The 19510-nt window shown below is 51.1% G+C and carries 7 protein-coding genes; 1 reads left to right on the forward strand and 6 read right to left on the reverse strand.

Features of this window, described 5'->3' with window-relative positions; genetic code table 11:
* Positions 1–124 precede the first annotated feature (124 nt).
* Genes KJW29_RS18090 through KJW29_RS18100 form a run of 3 tightly spaced genes read right to left on the reverse strand, consistent with a single transcriptional unit; the run spans position 125 to position 9264 of the window.
* Complete coding sequence (locus tag KJW29_RS18090) at positions 125–5266, reverse strand: S-layer homology domain-containing protein (protein ID WP_214630849.1); 5142 nt, start codon at positions 5264–5266, stop codon at positions 125–127.
* A 14-nt stretch (positions 5267–5280) separates the two neighbouring features.
* On the reverse strand, positions 5281–7650 hold the full coding sequence (locus tag KJW29_RS18095; RefSeq protein ID WP_214630850.1) for a helix-turn-helix domain-containing protein: 2370 nt from the start codon (positions 7648–7650) through the stop codon (positions 5281–5283).
* 18 nt (positions 7651–7668) lie between these two features.
* The gene (locus KJW29_RS18100) at positions 7669–9264 is read right to left on the reverse strand and encodes an extracellular solute-binding protein (protein ID WP_214630851.1); all 1596 of its coding nucleotides are present in this window, start codon (positions 9262–9264) and stop codon (positions 7669–7671) included.
* A 321-nt stretch (positions 9265–9585) separates the two neighbouring features.
* Here KJW29_RS18100 and KJW29_RS18105 point away from each other — a divergent pair, with 321 nt between their 5' ends.
* Entirely contained in the window at positions 9586–11334 is a 1749-nt protein-coding gene (locus KJW29_RS18105; RefSeq protein WP_214630852.1) for a DUF8769 domain-containing protein, read from the forward strand.
* A 135-nt stretch (positions 11335–11469) separates the two neighbouring features.
* Here KJW29_RS18105 and KJW29_RS18110 read toward each other — a convergent pair whose 3' ends face one another.
* The 3 genes from KJW29_RS18110 to KJW29_RS18120 all read right to left on the reverse strand — a co-directional run bounded on the left by KJW29_RS18110 (position 11470) and on the right by KJW29_RS18120 (position 19505).
* Positions 11470–12006, reverse strand: a complete 537-nt coding sequence (locus tag KJW29_RS18110; protein WP_214630853.1) for a pyridoxamine 5'-phosphate oxidase family protein — start codon at positions 12004–12006, stop codon at positions 11470–11472.
* Positions 12007–12099: 93 nt separating this feature from the next.
* Positions 12100–17826, reverse strand: a complete 5727-nt coding sequence (locus tag KJW29_RS18115; protein WP_214630854.1) for a CBM96 family carbohydrate-binding protein — start codon at positions 17824–17826, stop codon at positions 12100–12102.
* Between the two features lie 86 nt (positions 17827–17912).
* Positions 17913–19505 (reverse strand): extracellular solute-binding protein, encoded by a 1593-nt coding sequence (locus KJW29_RS18120; protein ID WP_214630855.1) that lies wholly within the window; start codon positions 19503–19505, stop codon positions 17913–17915.
* Positions 19506–19510: the final 5 nt, after the last annotated feature.

The raw sequence follows: 19510 nt of genomic DNA on the forward strand, positions 1-19510 counted from the left end.
TCCACCTCACCGCTTTTCTGAAAAGCAGGTACACAAAAAGGTTGGGCGGAAAACATTGTGTTTTTCCGCCCAACTTTTTATTTTTGAGACTTATTGGACAGCCCCGATTCGTTGCTGTCGCGTTTTATTCCAGATCCAAAAGTCGAAGCAGCAGCACGCAGCCTTCGGCTCGCGTCAGCGTTTCGAGAGGAGCAAACCGATTGGCGCCGCGTCCTTGCAGCAATCCATTCGAAGCAGCAAGCTGCACGGAATCGATCGCCCAATCGGGTATTTGCTCCGCATCGTCGAAGGATTGCCGAGCCGCATCGTTTGCAGGATCGACCAATTGGCCGCTATATTTGGCAGCCCTGACAAGCATAACCGCCATTTCCGCGCGGCTGATTGCCAGCGATCCTCTGAACGTGCCGTCCTCGTAACCCAATAGCAACCCGGCTTCAACCGCGCTGTATACGCCGGAACGCGCCCATTCCGGCACTAACCCATCATCCGCGAACGGAACGGCAGCGCCACTTTGCGGAAGCTCAAGCGCACGAGCCAGCATAACCGCAAATTGCTGGCGCGTCACCTTATGCTCCGGACGGAAAGATCCGTCTTCGTATCCGTTTACAATGCTGCGTTTGGCCGCCAGCCTGATGGCGTCGGCTGCCCAGTGCCCCGCGATGTCATGCCACTTTGGAAGATCCTCCGCTTCCTCCGCGCCATTGCCGGATTGTCCGGTTTCTTTGGCTTCCTCGGATGCATCGTCATCATCATTCCGATTGCCTTGATTCCCCTGCTCACCGCTGCCGTTTCCGTTTCCGTTGCCATTTCCGTTTCCATTACCATTTCCGTTTCCATTACCATTTCCGTTGCCGCCGACTTCGCCAAGATCGAGCAGCATCGGAGAATACGGAGCCAGCTCAAGGCTGGATATCGCCATTGCCTTCGCGCCGATCAAGTCATAAGCGGTTTGTACCTGCTGGCCATGCAAGCGAACCTGAACCGTCTTTGTATTCCAGCTATAATTGGATACATTCAACAGCAGTCTTCCTTCATGCTCAACCATACGCCATTCTACATCCATAACAGGCTCTCCCGTCGCGCCATCGACGATTTCCGTCTGCAAAAGATCAAGCCCTGCCAGAACGGGAAGCAACTGCATCCTTACCTCGCCCGCAGAAGGCGATTGCATGGCGCTTGCCGTTGCCGTGACGGGAATAACCGTGGAACGCACCATCACATCGTTACGAATCTGCGCGTCCAGATTGCGCTGATAGACATCGAACTGGAGCGCCTGCTCGCCTATCACAAACACTGCTCCTCCTTGATTCAGATAAGCTTGAATATGATTCAGCGTTTCCGCGTCCACATACCGGCTGTCCGGAACGACCAGCAGCTTCAAGCCGGATAACCCGCCCTCCCGAATCTGTTTCTCGCTAATAAAACCCGCCTTCTGGCCGGAAAAACTAAGCGCTTTGTAAGCCCGGTCCACCGCATCCAGATAGGCGGGGCGGTACAAGCTCGAGGCTTTGGCATATAGAATCGCCGTTTCATACGGAGCATGCTGGAAAGCGGTCACCTCATCCGCCAGACGATTTAAATCCAAATTGGTTTTGCCGATGGCCGAAACGACATCCGGCCGATTTAGCACGCTGCCCGCCAGATCGCTTGCGGTATCGTCCGTCCTTTCCCAAACCCATATTACCGAAGCGCTGCGCCCGTGAACGGCTCCTTGCCATATATCGTTGCTGACATGCGAGACCTGCTCCGGCACAAACCGGGTATCCTTGTCGGGAATAATATGATCCTCCGAATTGATGACCGGCGCTTCCTTGAACGATGCCAACAGATCGTAAAATTTCAGTTTTTCCATAATGGTTGCGCCTTCGCTATGCAGGAAATTCCAGGCATCCAGCCCGTTCAACTGGCTTAAGCCGGAAATCTGCTCGGGATCGACGCCCCAGGATAACGGCGACTTGGCCAGTTGCTCTCGGGACAACGCCCCCGCCATTATTTTCACATTGACCGGAATATCCGGCGCCATCTCATGAATAAGATCGGCCATCCATTGATGCCATTCGCCAAACAACTGATCATTGAAGTTGATCCAGTCATAATAAAGCGGGGAACGTTCTTCCGCCGTCGGAAGCGCGATCTGGTCAAAAGCGGCGTAGCTTGTGCCGTACGCGGCATTTAACGCGGCAATATCTCCATGCGCCTCTTCCAGATACTGTCGCCACTCCGCCGTAAACACCGGATCTTTATACGACATAAAAACAGGTTCATTGGACAGCACCAAATTGTTCAACGACGGATAATCCTTTACCAGAGGAATAACCGTTCTCAGAAAATCCTCGACAGCCTCCCTGGCTTTGGGGTGATTAAAGTTATATTTAATAAATCCGTTATTATTCGACTTCATGTCCGGATATTTCTCCAGCAAAAAGGCAGGGAAATAGTGAGGAGACAACAACAAGCTAACCGCCTGATTATGATCTGCGGCATCCTGCAGCACTTTCTGTATATCGTTGCGGATGGCCGCTTCGGAAATCGTATAATCTTCTTTAATCGTGGTGTTCTCATCCTCGAAATCCGGATAAGCGATCAGGTTCAGCGAAGTTCCTTGCTCCTCCATGCTGATATTGTCTATATATAACGCGTCCGTTACATTTTCCGTCAAAACACGAAAATCGATCGCGGTTTCCGCCTCTCCGCTTCTGTACGAATAGGTAACCTGCTGCCAGTCATACGTCCCGGTCGGCAGATTGTTCCTGCTTGCGAAGGTGCCGATCCAGGCGTTGTTTACGTTTGCTCCCTTCACCCAAAGACGAATCGTATAATCCGTATCGGGTTTTACCTCTACACGCTGCCATACCGTACCGTACACATTGGGACTTTTAGTCGTATGGTTAGTCAGTTTAAGGGAACGGGTGCCCTCTTGAAAAAAATCGGTATCATAACCGAACGTTACATCGGCGTTCCCCCATATTCCCTTGTTCCACCCTGCAAGAGAATCCGGCGCCAACAGCACGCGGCTTGGACCTGTTTCGATCTGAATCATATTGGCTCCGAAGGAAGACATATGGGCAACATCCTTGCGAACCTGCTGGAAATGACCGTATCCCGTAAAAAATACCGGGCGTGTTTGCAGCTCTCCCGCAGCATCGACCGTTTGGCCAATAAAAGAATATCCGTCCAATTCAATCGGCCCTGTCACATAACGGGGAACAGTCAGCGGAGCGGCATCGCCCGCTAGATAGGCCTCCAGCCGGCTCTTGGTTTCCAAGTAGAGTCGTTCCAGCTGCTCCAACACGTATTGGGCTTGATCAAGCCGCCCTTTCAGCACATCTTCTTTGCCATACGGAATAAACCTCTCGATAACGGCAATATCCACATCATCGTAATCCATGGGCAATCCTTGTGCCAATGCCGCATCCCGCAGCGCTTTCAGCGGCGGCAAAGCCAATGCCAGTTGATCCAGCTCCGCTACAAGCTCTTCCCGATTGGCCAGCACCTGAACGCTCCATTCGGGAGACTGGCTGGCATCTTCGGATAACTCCGTTACGTCGGCAACCAGCTTTTGCGCACCCGTCTCCGCGAAGGAGGTCTGGAACTGCTTCCTCCATACCGTATGCGCGGGAACGATGACCGAATTGGCGCTCTCATTCAAGCCGGGAATCGACACTTGAAATTCTTTGTCCTCCGGGAACGGGTTGGTTACATAAAGCGAAAAGTCCAACATCTGGCCATTCTCGCTTATATAACGATTTTCCTCTACCGATTCGTAATCCCGGTCCAGCCAAGCAAACCACTCGGAATGCTGCGGCGCCAGAAACAGATTGCCAAAGGCATTCTGATCCTTGTATTTTCCTATCCCTGGCGTCCACTCGACCCAACTTTTACGGCCCGCCCCGTCATTGTCATTGATTAGTAGATTGAAAGGAAACATTTTTTCCGGCTTTTCCTTTTGCAATGCTTTCCAAGGAATGGCCGCTTCATAGAGGGTCGCATCGGCAAGACGATTGGTGCGTAATTGAATGGCATCTTTGCCAAGAACAGCCGTCCCCGAACTCCAGGACCATACCTCGGGCTGATTGTCCGCATGAGCGAATCCAAATTCGGGGCCGAACAAGGCGTCGCTTCCCGTAGCGAACTGAATGCTGTCCGCGGACCACATGGAAGCGCCCGCCGATGCATGATGAACATTATCTTTGATTTGCGCTCCCATATACAAGTTGTTGGCATCGTAAGCGAACATCATTCGGGCCGAGAGGTCCTGTGCCCCCTCCCAACTGGCCAGATTGGACGGCAAAGCGCCGTTTATAAGAGGAAGCTCCACATAGCTTTGGCCGTCCCAATCAGCCAAACTGCCATCGATTGCAAAGTCGTCTTTATAGTAAACCGGAATGGATTTCCCTGCCGACAACCTGGAGAAAAAATCCTCTTGATCGATATAGGAAGCCCCTTCCTCCAAAGCCAAGCTGTAATGGAAGGCGGAAACCGGGCTGGCAGCCAGCCCATTTTTGGTCGCGTAAGCCTTGATCACCAAAGGACGTTCAATGGAAATCGGCCATTCATACAATTGCCTGGTTGGCGATGTAACCGGATCGCTCTTATCCAATGTATAATACACGGACGCCGCTGAAGTGGGAGTCGACAAGGACACCAACGTCCCTTGCTCCACTGCTCCCGACGGGACATTCGCCACCACGTTTGCGACCGGTACAAGCGTTTCAAAATCGCCGTTTTTGATCAAATTTTCAGAAGTGCCGCTTTCTCTCATCACAATGTCGTCTATCCATACCGCCTCGGTCAATCCATCGGACAAAATGACAAACGGAAATGAGGTCGTGGAGGAATCCGTTGTAATCGTAAAATTCACCTGTTGCCATTCGTACGTTCCTCCAGGAAGATCCTTTCGCGCTGTCCAGGCAGGATTCAGAATGACACTCATCCGGGACGCCTCATGCGCCTTTACCTGCAAGGCCACCTCGTAGGCGGTGTTGGGCTTGACCGCCACCTGCTGGCGGATAGCCAGGAAGACGTTGTTCGTTTTTGGAGTCCGGTTTACGATCTTTAATGAACCTGCTCCCGCAAAGGTTTCTTCCTGGTCGATATAAGCTTCCCCGTCTGCATTGTTATTGTTGTAGCTGGCAGACCACTGTGGAATATTGTTTATAGGCTCAGAAGCGGCCGATGCCTGAGGGAGAATGCCAAGGCTCCCCAACCATACAGACAACGCCAGCATAATAATGGAAATTTTGCCCAACGATGATTTTGTTTTCACAATAAATGCCTCCTTTATGTTCCTTCTCTTGAGTCCTGATTACGCTCGCGATATTCCGAAGGCGTCAGCCCGGTCAATTTTTTGAAAATGCGTACAAAGCTGTTAACGTTCGTATAGCCGACTTGCTCGGCGATATCGCGCACCTTGCCGTCTGTCGCGGACAGCAGCTCCTTTGCTTTGGACAAACGAATCTCCATCACGTAATCGATAAAGTTGATCTCCGCCTTCTCTTTGAACAACTTGCTCAGATAGGGCACGCTAAGTCCGAATTCGCTCGCCAGCAAGTTCAGCGACAGATCGCTGCGCATATAATTCGTCTGGATAAACACCAGCGACTGATCGATCAGATCGTTCCGCTCGCGTTGGCTCCGCTTGTCCCGAATCAGCCCGATCAATCCCGTCAGCCGATTCAGCGCGAAACGCTCCAACTCGTCCAACTGCTCGTAGCGGTTCAACATCTCATATTGGTTCAAATGATCGTACATATCCTGCTCGGGGAACAAGCTGCCGGCGTCTACGCCGATATCGACCGCATCCGTAGCGGCGCGCATCAAACATTGGACGATCAGTTGGGCGATCACCTCGGGCGGCACCTGCTGCTCTGCAAAGGATGCGAACCAGCGGGCAAGCTGCGTTTTCAGCATCTCCCCGTCGGCAGCTTTTACGGAAGCAACGATCGTGTCGATCGATGCGAACAGCTTGTAGTAGCGCGGACTTTGTTCATTTACAATATCGTCCATTGTGATAATGGCGTTGCCGCCCAACACCAGCTTGTATCGCAGCGCTTCGCAGGATTCCTGGTACTTAGCGGAAATATCGCCCGGCGAATGCGCTAAATTGCCGATGCCGATCGTAATCGTCCGCCGGAAATATTCCTGCACGAATTGCTTGAGCAAATCGGCTACCGTAACAGCGCGCATAATATAACGCTGATCGTCATCGCCTTCGTCAAAGCTCATAATAATCGCTGCTTTGCCGTGCTCCAGCTCGGCGGCAATACCTTTGCTCTCTGCATTCACCAACTCCTCCGCCGCATTGCAAAGAGCATACGTATACAGACGCACATCGCGTTGCGAGGGGATTGCACTCTTGTTGTCCAGCTCGATACTCATCACGACGAAGCGGCTGCCGTATAAACGGATATTGAACATATCCTCGTACGTTTGCAGCATTTCCGTACTTTTGCGGCGGCCCGACAGCAGCTCGGCAACGAGTTGCAATTTGATAAACGGTTTGCCCTCCGACACCTGCCGCGACAGTTCCTCGCGATCGGTAAGTATCCCCTGTACCGTATGTTCCAAATAATGAAAGTCGTCCGTATAGCGCCGTCCCGCCATCCCCGCTTCCGCCGACTTCAGCTGCCCCGTCAGTTTGGTGCGTACGCCTCGCACGAAGCGGTTGATCGGCAGATAGGTCCATCTTCCGGCGAAGGCCGTCGAGGCGGCTGCGATGACAACCAGCAGGAGCGACAAGCCGATCAGCGTATTGCGGATAACGGTCATTTGTTGCGACATCTGCGACGCCGGAATGACGCGCACGATCCGCCAGCCGGTATAATCCGATTCCATATAGAACACCCAGGACGGCTGCCCGTCAATCTGCGCCGCAAAATAACCGCTTGCGGCATCGCTGCCGAATATCCCCCTCACAAACGGTAATTCGCTGATATCCTTGCCCAGACGGGTTTTATCGTCATGCAGCGCCATAACGCCTTCGCCGTCCAACACGAAGGTTTCTCCGCGGTCATCCGACTCGGTATTCCGAATCAAACTGTAGAGCAAATCCTCCTTGACATTGACAGCCACCGCGCCTTTGCGCCCGCCCGGTAGATGCACCAACGGATAAGCGCGTACCAGAGTGACTACATTGCGGTATACCGACTGGCGCGCGTTAAGCGCAATTTTGCGAGTGGTCAACCATTTGAACAAGCCGGCCTCCTCTTCGAACTCCGGAATCCAGCCAAAATCCTGAACATTATTGTTGAGGTCGGAAGACACGCTTCCGGTCAGCAGGCGCTGTTTCGTATACGAGTACAAATCCATAGAGAAGATGTATTCCATGCTGCTGGACGTGCGGTTGATTGTATTGACCACATGAAATTCGTTGTTGATATTCACATCGGCGTTTCGTCTTTCACTGAAAAAACGGACAACGGCATCATTTTTCATAAATTGAATCGCGGTTTTGTCGATATGCTGAAGCGTCAGCTCCAGCTTATGATTCTGTTGTCCGAGCAGCTCCATGTTGGTCGATATCAGCTGCTCCTTGAGCTGCTTCGTGAACAATTGATAGGAAATCGCCATCGCGGCAAAAACAAGCAGGAACAAGATGATGGACACCGCGCCCCAAGCAATCCATAACCGTCGGTTTTGCCGTATATTCATCCTCTTGCTCCCCTTTCCTCAGAAGCTTGCTTTATTCTCCTCATACCACCGCTGCGCGATTTGCTCCGCTTCCGGGCCGCCAAGACGCTCCCATTCCTTGCGAATTTCCTCTAGCGCCCATTTGCCGCTATATTTGTCCCCTTGCTGCGTAACCGCCTCCGCACGGGTTTCCCTAATAAATTGGTCAAGCGACGAACGGATATCATTGATTTCGTCGAAGTTTGGCTGATAGGGGATATCTCTGCGGAATGGATGCTTCAGCGCAGTAGTCAGCGACTCCGAGTTCAGCTTCGCGATGCGCTGCGACAACTCATCATCCGCCGCCATAATGGACAAATACTCCGGTTTGACAACTTCCTGGCGCAACACGGCGTATTCCCCTGCGTAGCCGACTTCCTTGGAAAAAATGTCCGCATCCAATTTTTTAACTACGCCGTCCACCATTTCATAATGCACGCCTTCCTCGCCGGATACTAACGTTCTCCAGTTTTCGAACACCCAGTCCAGGTATTCGATCGCCGCTTTCGGATTGGCGGCATCCTTGCTCATGGCAACGAACATAAACGGAGCCGATTCCTGATACGAGCCATAATGTCCGTAAGGGCTCGATACCATCTCCAGCGGTACCGGCTCAGCGACAGGTACGTTGGTCAACAGGTCGCGATTCAAGTTATCAATGTTGCCGAGCCCCCACTGTCCCATCAGAATGCCTGCCCGTCCGGTCGACCATAGCTGCGCCGCGCGCTGATTGTTGCTGTCGGTCAAATATTCGCGATCGACCAGCCCTTCCTCGTACAGCTGCTTCTCAAGCTGCACGACATCGCCAAAACGATCCAGCGTAGCGCCGTATTGCATCTTGTCGTCCTCGACATACCACATATTGTTGAAAGCGCCATAACTTGCGGAATAGATGTCGAAGGAATTCTGCCCGACAATCGGCGCGATGTCCGGATAACGATCCTTAAACGCCCTCGCCACCGCAATCAATTCCTCAATTGTCGTAGGGCTATGCATGCCAACCTCATTCAGCCAGTCCTGGCGGATCCACATCCCATGGTTGACGATGGACGTAACCGGGCGTTTCGTTGCAACCGCATATATTTTTTCCTCGAACGTCAGATACGGCAGCAAATCCTGGTTTTCCTCCAAATATTGTTTGTAGCTTGTGCTGTATTTCTCGATATACTCTCCGATTGGCTGCAAAACCCCTTGGGTCACCAGCTTGCCGATATAGGTGTGATCATATTCCCAGATCAGATCCGGCGACTGTTTGGATGCGATCAGCACGTTAAGCGAATCCTGTGCCTGGCCGCGCGGAACCGGAACCATCGTTACATCGATGCCCGACTGCTCGCGAATCCAATCCACCCAACGGTTTTTCTCGTAGGTGCCTTCGTCGCTCGATACCGCCCCCCTGTCGAAGGCGGAAATACTCACCTTGCGCGGAAGAGCATCCAACGGATCGGCTTCCGGCGCGGTTGACTCGCCGGAACTTGCCGTCGGACTCGTTCCTCCTAATGGTGTGCCGGACGTGGATTTGTCTCCGTTCGAGCACGCCGCGAGCAATACAACGATCGCAAACGCAAGCAACAGACCTTTCATTGCGTTTCTCATGCTTTGACCTCCTGAATGTATGGCGTCAAGACTGCTCCCCTTTTCCTGTTTGACATGTCGAACTGCTGCAGCGGCTCTTGTACCACGAATGTAGCACGCCGCTTGAGTGCCTGAAACCTCCACTTTTTACCTTGCTACTCCATGCGTCACCTATGCGGACATTCTTTTTTTGAGATGATATTCCTTTTTTTCGATCAAGGACTTGCAACGACGCGCGAACTAGAAAGGCGTAACCGGCAAAAAGTGAAACTTTCGGGCCGGAAACATCCGTGTTACTTTGATGTGGAAACGTTTATCATGCAGAAGGGATGCGAAACGCCAATGAGCTTAAGCGAAACAACAGAGGGTTACCCATCGGCCAAAGAGGAATTGGAGCTGTTAAAGAGAAGCGTCTCCATGCTGGAGAGCGAGTTTAATCCGGAGCTAAATCTGTTACGCGTCAAATATCACACCAACGGGTATCACACCATGCTGACCGGCGTGGAATACGTCCATTCAACACGCGCTTCCGTCGAATACGCGCTAGCCCTGCTCGATACCGGGCTACCGGAGTATGAGGCGAAAGCCTTCAAGATTATTGAACAAATCATCTCCCTGCAGGACCGCGACCCGTCGCGCGATACGTACGGCATCTGGTCGTACTATTATGAAGAACCGCTGGACAAGATGGCACCGCCGGATTGGAACTGGGCCGACTTTATCGGCAAGGTGCTGGTGATGATCGCGATTCGTCATGGCGAGCGGCTGCCGGAGATGTTGGCGGGGCGGCTGCAGGAGGCTGTCTTTCACGCCTGCGAATCCATTATTCGCCGTAATATGGGGCCGCATTATACCAATATTGCCATTATGGGCTCCTTCGTCGCGATTGCCGCCGGAGAGCAATTCGGGCATAGAGGCTATCTGGAATATGGTTTGGGGAAATTCGAAGCTTTCCATGCCTATACGAGAAGATTAAACACGTTCCAGGAGTACAATAGTCCGACTTATACCGTAGTCGCCATTATCGAGCTATCCAAAATTCGATCCTATTGCCGATCCCCGCGCGCTATTGCTATCGCCGACGAAATGCTCCGACTGGCATGGACGATGGCGGGAGAGCATTATCACGCAGCTACAGGACAGTGGTCGGGTCCGCATAGCCGTTGTTACCACACGCTGCTCACCGACGCAACTCACGCCTTCCTCCGGCGTTGTCTTGGCAAGGAATGGACGGAACTAGCCGCCGACTATCCGGTTCATTTGCTGGAATGGCATCGTTCCGGCGCCAGCTGTCCCGACGACTTGCGCAGCCTGTTCCAAAAACCTGCCGAGAGGCAGCTGCGGGAAATCTATTATCGCAGAGAAGACGGATACGAAAAGATCGGCACGACCTGGATGACGCCTTCCTATTCGGTCGGCTCCGCCAGCAAGGAAGTCATGTGGAATCAGCGCCGGAACCTGCTGATCTACATGGACAACGGCGGCAAGCCCGCATATGCGTCGCTGCGCATGCTGCACGATGGATACGACTTCTCCGCGCCGGTGCTGACGGCGGTTCAGGACAAAGGCCATGTGTTATGCGGCATGCAATTTTCGGTTAACGGAGGCGATACGCATATCGGGCTGGACCGGATCAATGGCTCGATTCAAGCCGAAGATTTGCGACTACGCCTGGAATTCGGCGGCGCCTTGGAAGGCATGGAGCTTAATGCCGCGCAGGAACACGTCGTATTGACGATCGGCGGCACTCGCGTATCGCTGTCGTTGCTCTCGCTGGTGTTCAACGGCGATGTTCCCGAGGTGCAACCCAAATGGACGGTGACGCGCGAGGGAGACTTGCTTGCTCTGGATCTGTTGTTGTACAGCGGCTCCAGACGGCTCATCGACTTCGCGGGCATGCGGCGTGCGGGCATTTGCTTTGCCGTGTCTGCCGAGGCTGCGGAAGCGGCAACCGCGCATGACCTGGCCGGGATGGAAGCCTCCGCGGATGAAACAGACCTAAGAGCCGACTGGTCGCCTGCCGGTCGCAGATTGTCGCTGATGCTGCCACTCAAGCCCGATCGTGTAGAGACGCTTCGCGGGCAGCAATAAAATGTATTTCCCCCTTGGGATAAATCGAAAAGGCGGTTACAGGGATGTTTACCCTGTAACCGCCTTTTCAACTAATGGGATATTTTGGACCACAAGGACAACGGCAACTCACGTTGTCTTTGATAAAAAAACCGCCTATACCGTTTTTCCTGGCTTGAACATTTTTCCTTCTTCAAGTTGATTTTCTTTCGCCGTGATTTGATGGGGATCAATTCGGTATACCCGAACCGGCCCCCCAAATACTGTTGATCGATATTTGTCCACATGCTGCTGGGGAAGCGGTCGATTGTAGTACCCGGGAACATACTTATCAATCATTTCTTGCAGCATACGTGTTGCTTCATCCAGATCGTCGACGGGATGTGCCTTGCCAAAAATCATCACGCTCATATATGCGGTGTCCGTCTTGGCTGGTACGGGATCTGTAATTGTCCCGTATTCTTCACTAACCGTAAAACAAACCTCGGGGTTTGCTTCCATAACCTGATTTCGTCGCCCGCCTGCGGCCCCATGAAAATAAAGCTTCCCGTTTGTCCAAACAAAGTTAAGCGGAACAACATACGGCAAAAGACCGTCGGCCATGCCTAAGTGTCCAATTCGGACTTGTCGAAGAAATGCCTCGATTTTATCCTTGTCCAACACTTCTCTTATTTTGTAACGTACCCCGTCCATTTGTTCACTCCTCGAATTGAAGTATGGAGTAAGTTTATCAGTTATTGGAGTGAATAGAAATATCCATAACTATACAAATGGAGCAATCCATATTTACATCTGCTGCACCATTCGCACCGCGATCGCAGCAGCTTCCGCCCGGGTGACCGTTCCCAGCGGCTTGAAATGGCCGTCCCCAGTTCCTTCCATCAAGCCGCTTGCCAGCACCTGCGCTACATATCCTTGTGCCCATACGGGGATTTGCTTTGCATCCTTTAAGCCGTTCAGTTGCATTTCTACGCCGGCACCTTGTCCTGCCTTACCGACTGAAGCGCTGATGCGCGCCAGAACCGCTGCGAGCTCGATCCTTGTCATTCCTCCCTGCGGTCGGAAGCTGCCATCCTTGTAGCCCGTAATCCACCCGTCCGCTACGGCTCGCTGTACCGCCTCCAGCGCATACTTGCCAATCTTCGCGTCGTCCGTGAAGACTACCGCTCTTTCGGCAGGTTCATCGGCTGCTTCTGAATGTCCTTCCAGCAACTTCATGCCTCTTGTCAGAATCGTAACCAATTCCTGGCGGGTAACCGCCTGGTCAGGACGATACGTATGATCCGGGAAGCCGGTAATAAGTCCTGCCTCTACTGCACGCTCAATCCACGCTTGTCCCCAATGTCCGGCGATGTCTGCCAGCTCTTTCTGCGGCTTTGGCTCCTCCTTCGCGAAGACTGCCACAGCAAAAGTACCTAGCTCATTGATGTCTGCTGTAACGCTCAGCTCGCCAGATTTGCCTCCTACCTTCACCCATGCTTTTTGCTGTTCATCGTATCGAGCAAGGACGGCCTCCTCGCCTGTTTTCAGTTGACCTTCATAGGCGATGCGAAGTACTACCGGTTTGCTTAGCTCGGCATTCCCATCCTGACTTAGCAAGTAAACAGGGCTTAGCATTCGAACCCCTTTCTGGCCTTTCAGTCCTTCCTGCCACTCCTCGATCTTGAAGAGTGCGCCGACTGTGGTCGCACCTTTCGGAATGCTCAGCTTAATTTGCCGACCCTTGCTTACTTCACCGCCCATGCCTGCAGGTACATAAAGTTCCCCGTTAAAGGATTCGTTAGGCGTCACGCCTCCCGGATAAACAGGCGGATCGGTCGGCGGCTTCGGCTCGCTATGGATAGCCAGCTTGACCGTTGCCGTATTGGAATAGCCATAACCGTCATAAACCCGGAATCGAAATTGATCCTCTCCCGATGCTGACACTTTGGCAACATAGAGAAATTCGCCAGTTGCAGGATCAATCAGCTCAATCGTTCCTTGCTTACTCGCAGTTGCAATTTCATAGGTTACTGCACTTCCTGAAGCAGCCTCATTCTTAAGCGTGCCGCGCAGTTCCTCTCCTGCTTTCACACGATATGAAGCGTCAACTGCAACCGGAGCAGGCTTCGTATGCATCCACTGCATGGTGCGGAACAGGCTGGCTCTCTTCGTAAGACCGATCCCCGATCCCCATTCCATCCAGCCTCGCCTGCCCTCGCCGTTGTTGTCATTAACAAGCAAGGAGAAGCTCATGACTTCATTTCGGAGCGGAAGCACCGGCGCCAGTTCAGACCATGGCAGCGACATTTGATACACGGTAATCTTTTTCTCCTCGTCACGCTTTACGACTAGCTTGCCAGACTTGATTGCTCCTTTATCAATACCTGGCGGAGCAGCGAATCGATACATTTGCGGGCCTTCGGTCGTATCGGACAATCCAATTTCATACCAGCTGCTGCTCTCGCCTGGTACACCTGATGAAATCGCAAATTGCAAGCTGTCATTATTCCAAATCTGGTTGCCGGTTGCCTTTGCAGAGTGAATCTCATCCTTAATTTGTGCTGTCAGATAGAGATGATCACGGTCATAGTTCATCCACAGCTTGCCGCGAACATCGATCTTGCCGCTAAAGCCGGACAACAGGACTTGCGTTCCTTTTTCCAAGTCGATGGTTGGAGCTGTTGCTTCAAGCTCCGGCTCAATTTCTCCATTCACCCTCACCGTTCGCTCTGTAACCGGGTTAAAACCGAAATTGCCTTCGTATCGATACGCATCACCATTACTAAATTTTACAAGTACGGAAGCCTTGTAATTATCCCCGAATCCGAATGAAGGAAGAGGAATGTTAATTTGCTTTGACGCCTGAGGTTCGATACTGGTATTCAAAGCCTGCTTACCGGATTGGTTCCCAATACTCCACTCCACTTCCTGCACATCAAGTGCGTGAAGCTTGCTGAAGTTGGCAACATCAATATGAAGCGATTGCTTATACTGTCCTTCCGCGCCTTCCGCTTGCTCCATGATCGGACGTACTTTTACTTCCTTGGCTTTCTCAACCTTCAGCTCATAACCAAGCTTACCGACCTTTTGGCCTCCTGCCATTAAATAAACCGGAATATATCGATAGCCGTCACGCGTGTCCATTACTGTAATTTCTTTGTTAATCGTTTGGCCAGGCTCTATCGAAACAGGGTGCTCCTTCCCTTCAACATCCAAAGTAAGGGAGAGCTTCGATTTGCCCGTATTGGTCATGGAGATTGCGAATTGTCCTTCATCCCCTACAACGGTAGCTGCGCCGCTAATTGTAATAGTAGGCTCAACAGCAATTTGACCGATGTGGCCTTTCACATAATACGGCTCTCCAGTAAGGGAAAGCATGATCTTTCCGTTGAGCGGAGAATACAGCTCGGTATTGCCCATCATATCCGTGATCTCGATTGGAGCATCCGCCGCAATCTGGATAACGGTATCCTCCGTTGCCCAGACCACCCGAACAGGCTGCTGATCCTGGACAAAGCGATAGCTATGAATCGGCTCTTCGACTGCCTCTACTTCCTCGAATTGTGCGCCGGTCAGCTCTCGCGTCATTACCGCATAGCTCAGATAAGCCGGCTTGGCTGTATAGGCCCCCAACAAGCTTTTTTCATTTCGGATCATTCCAAAATTATCTTCGTTCAAATCCGCTATCATGCCATCGTCCATCAGATCGTACCACATCATTTTTTCCACGCCGCTGCTTAATGCGATGACATGCCCACGCAGCAGGTAATTTGCTTGCAGCTTCTCATTGATTCCGCGTGATCCGACAAAGGTTGGCCATCCAAACTCCGTCAGCCAAATCGGAACCAAATTTCCGTCATTATACTTTTTAATCAATGTTTTCAGATCTTCCAGCTTCTCTGCTAATTCCTCAGGAGCGTTGGGGTACACATATTCTTGTACTGCAATAGCATCAAGATAATCCATACCTCCCAGCTCGAGCACTTTTTCGATCCAGTCCAGACTGATGCCGGCCGATACAATACCGACAATCGGCAAGTCCGGATGCTCCGCATGTACGACCTCGTAGGTTTTCTTCAATAATTCAAAGTAATATTCCGGTTGTGAATTCGCAGGGCTATTGCCGCGTTTGCCAAATCCGCCGTTAAACTCGTTGTACACGTTCATGGCGAAAATCTGGTCCTTATACTTCTCCACATATGCCTTTGCGTAATTCGCCATGCCTAGTCGCCCTTCATCTGTATAAGGGGTTCCGTTATTATCGTAAAATTGGTTATTATAAGCGGCAACAAACAGCAGCGGAATGCCTTCCAGCTTCAATCTAGCCATATAATTTTCGAGATCAGGAAAGTAGGTATATACTCCTTTTTCTTTTTCAATATATTGCCACTCTATACCATCGCGAACAAAGCTGGCGCCTGCATATTTTACAAGCTTCACAAGATCCGCATTCCAGCCGTATCCTATGCGATGCAAATGCGTATTCATCCCGAACGGTGAATCGCCATTCGCCGGTGCTGTGAAAGGTGTAAGCACGGAATAGGTTGTTTCCAACATAATCGGCAAGCTGCCGCCTTTCTCGGCCTGTGCTTCGAGTGTGAAATATCCTAGCCCACGATCGGGAACTGTAATCGTCGCCTGCCCATTATGAGCTTGTGCCGTGCCTTCGGCGACCTTCGTGCCATCCAGATTGAAGGCTTTCCAGCTAACATTCGGCCTGACTGTCTCAACGATGAACTGAACAGGCTCATTATTCAAAAACACATTGCCAAGCACAGTCTGCTTGAACTTCGTGTCTGGCGGAGTAACGGTGAGAATCGGACCATCCTGACTCCACTCTCCTGCCGCATTGCCTGCTTCTACTTTATAGGTATAGCGTTCGCCAATAATAAGACCTTCAACAAAGTAGCTCTCCTCTTGGCTGCTTATGGTATCCATTAATGTTCCATTTTGATAGATCCGATATTGCGTAACGCCTGTCGGATCTACCGCTGCCCCCCATTGGAACGCCACTCCTTCCTCTTCCATGCTCTGCAGTTGCAAGGTGCTGCCCGTTGGCCAGCTTGGAGCTGCCGCATTTGCACGTGAGCTGTTGATGGATAAATAAGGCCGATTCTCTGTATTTTCCTTACTATTAATAATTGCTACGAGTCCGACATCTGCTAACTGTACTATACCAAAGCCGGCATTTGTCTCTCCTTTGCTCATCTGATCCTTTACATAGGTGGTAACATCAACCTGATGCCACTTCCAAGTCGTATTCATCGGAACCTTGTTCAAGAAATGGATAACATTCGGTTTCGTGATCCAGGTCATTTCCGCTTCTTTCCAGGAATGATCCTCCAATCCATACACAACCATATCGCTCGTACTGCCGCCGCCATCTGAAACAGCTCCATAGAAGTTAAGAGTTGCAGTGCCGACCTCTTCTGGCAGCGCTTCCATTTCGAATTTCATAAAAGCTTGGCGAGTTACATTAGGGTCAGCCTTCATATTTTTGACGATCAGCTTGTCACTCGTGCCATAATTCGACTGACTTGCACTGCCTGAGTTAACATGGGTGTCCTCAACAACCGGAAGTCTGACAATGCTTGGCATAGTTACGACTGCTTCCGGTCCATCCTGTGACCAATTGCCAGATGAATCTCCCGCTTCCACCCTAAAGGCATAAGTTTGCTTTTGTGCCAACCCCGCTGCATGGTAATGCTTTTGAGTTACTGGCACTGTGGCGATCAGCGCATCATTCTGATAAATTCGATAGGATACAACCATTTGATCGTCTATAGCCGGTGTCCACTGCAATTCAACTGCATCATCTGCAGTCTGAATCGCTTTTAGTTCACTGCCATTTGGCCAGACAGGTGCTTCATGATCCACTGGCGCCCTATATTTCACTTCCACATAGGGTTGTTGACTGTCGCTTTCTTTACTGTTTAAAACGACGGCCAGTCCTTGCCCTCCCGGCATTTCAGGCTGAACAAAGGCCATACTAACCTTCTTATCTGCTGCCAGCTGATCTATTGCCAGATCTGTAATATCGGCCTCATAACCCCTTGCTTCTTTGCCCAATGTAATAGAAGTCATTGCATCGGATGTATAGGAAGGCTTGTTGTTCCAAGTGATTGTCTCTTCTGTCCAATCATTGTTTGTTACGCTATGAAGCTGAATACTTGCCCCGCTTCCTTCCCCGACAGCGCCGTACACGACCAGCGTAACGGATTCTACTTCTCCGGAAAAATCGGTGAAGTCAAATTTCATGTAGCTCTCGCGAGTTAATTCCGGGCTCCCCTTCTTGACCACCAAAGACTTCTCTTGACCAAAGTTGCTATTAGCAAAAGCATTCGAGCCTCGCACATATGAATCATCCGATGGTGATATCTTGAGCGTATGAAGCTCTGTTGCTCCACTTTGAATGACGTCTCCCGTATCATTAGCATAGACAGACATGTTGTTTATCTGAAATAGCGTGCAGATCATGGCCAGAATAAGCAATTGGACTAATGCTTTGGTTGAGCGTTTCCTTCTCCTCATCTTCCAACCTCCTAGAGTGAGATCATTGGACAGCTGTTGCTTCACCTGCAGCAGCTGCAGGTGAAGCATCTTTGATAGCCAGCTTCTTACAAATTGCCCTTATTGGCTTCGTACCACTCTTGAACCATAGACTCGATATTTTCTCCGCCAAGACGTTTCCACTCTTTACGAATCTCATCTATCCCCTGCTGTGGCGTCATTGCGCTGCCGCCTGTTACGACTTTCGTTTCAATTTGCTCGGCAATCGGCTTGAACGTGGCAATTAATTGGCTCAGCTCAGGGAGATCCGGGTTATAGGCGATATCTCTGCGGAAATTATTTTTAAGCGCAGTTTCAATCGATACGGACTGCTGCTTGGCATACGCTTGCGCTACATCGTCCTGCGCCGCCAAAATCGGGAACCACGAAGCTTCCGGACTCCATTGATGAACAACGGCATACTCGAATGCATATAAAACCTCTTTGCGGAATTGTTCGCTATCAAGCGTTTGCGGCACGCCATCTACCAGCTTGTAATGCTCATTTTCATTCCCTTTTTTCAGCGGCAACCAGTTATCTTCAATCATCCAATCCAAGTAAGCAATCGCATCCTTGATTTTTTCCTCGCTCATTTCGCTGTTGAACATAACATAGATGTTGGCCGGTGTTTCTTGATACAATCCTGTTTTGCCATATTGTGTTGCGAACGGCTCGAGCGGAACCATCTTCGCATCCGGAACATTCGCCATCAAATCGCGGAATTGATTAGGCATATCCCATGCGCCGAACATAATCGCCGCTTTGCCCGTTACCCAAAGCTGGTTGGCGCGTTCGAAATTGTTGTCCGTAATGTATTCCTTATCAATCAGCCCTTCGTCAAAAAGCTGCTTTTGAAAAGCCAGGGAGTCGCGATGGCGATCCAGCGTTCTGCCGTTAACCAGCTTGCCTTCCTCTAAATACCATTGATCCGAAACCGCTTGGAACAACGTTCGCATAATCGGGTTTCCGTTGCCGTTAAATGCAATCGGAGTCATTGTCGGATCGTCTTCCTTTATTTTACGCGCTACTTCAAACAGCTCTTCTACAGTTGTAGGAGCCTTTAGCTGCAAGCGGTCCAAAATATCCTGGCGAACCCACATCGCATGGTTGGCAATAGCATCTACTCCGCGCTTGGAAGCAATCGCGTACACCTTGTTGTCCACGGTCAAATAAGGCAGCAAGTCCGCATTTTTCTCCAAATAAGCTTTGTAGGAGGTGCTGTACTTTTCAATATACTCCCCGATCGGCTGTATAGCGCCCTGCGCCGCCAATTGCGTCATATAGTTGCGATCATATTCCCAGATAAGGTCGGGAGCTTCGCCCGAAGCGATCAAGGCATTCAGCTTGCTTTGCGCCTCGTTTCTAGGTACCGGAATAATCTCTACCTCGGTAGGGGAATTTTCGTTGATCCACTTCGTCCAGCGGTTACTTTCATAGGTACCTTCATCTGCGGCAACCCATCCGCGGTCAAACACCGAAATGCTGATTTTTCCTTTTGGTTTATTGGGCTCGTTTCCTTTATTATCCGTTTGCTCGCCCGTCGGTTTTACGCCTTCATTTGATGGCTTAGGCGTCTCCTTATTGGAGCTGCATGCAGCCAATATCGACAGCAGCATGATTACAGTCGCCAATATAGCACCTGTCTTTTTCAATTGCATCATATTTC

The sequence above is a fragment of the Paenibacillus agaridevorans genome, from assembly GCF_018604145.1.
In the GTDB taxonomy this organism is placed as follows: domain Bacteria; phylum Bacillota; class Bacilli; order Paenibacillales; family Paenibacillaceae; genus Pristimantibacillus; species Pristimantibacillus agaridevorans.

What these genes read in the sequence shown, in the direction of transcription:
- KJW29_RS18115 (WP_214630854.1), bottom strand. Translation starts at nt 17,826, where the DNA reads ATGAGGAGAAGGAAACGCTCAACCAAAGCATTAGTCCAATTGCTTATT.
- KJW29_RS18105 (WP_214630852.1), top strand. Translation starts at nt 9,586, where the DNA reads ATGAGCTTAAGCGAAACAACAGAGGGTTACCCATCGGCCAAAGAGGAA.
- KJW29_RS18110 (WP_214630853.1), bottom strand. Translation starts at nt 12,006, where the DNA reads ATGGACGGGGTACGTTACAAAATAAGAGAAGTGTTGGACAAGGATAAA.
- KJW29_RS18120 (WP_214630855.1), bottom strand. Translation starts at nt 19,505, where the DNA reads ATGATGCAATTGAAAAAGACAGGTGCTATATTGGCGACTGTAATCATG.
- KJW29_RS18100 (WP_214630851.1), bottom strand. Translation starts at nt 9,264, where the DNA reads ATGAGAAACGCAATGAAAGGTCTGTTGCTTGCGTTTGCGATCGTTGTA.
- KJW29_RS18095 (WP_214630850.1), bottom strand. Translation starts at nt 7,650, where the DNA reads ATGAATATACGGCAAAACCGACGGTTATGGATTGCTTGGGGCGCGGTG.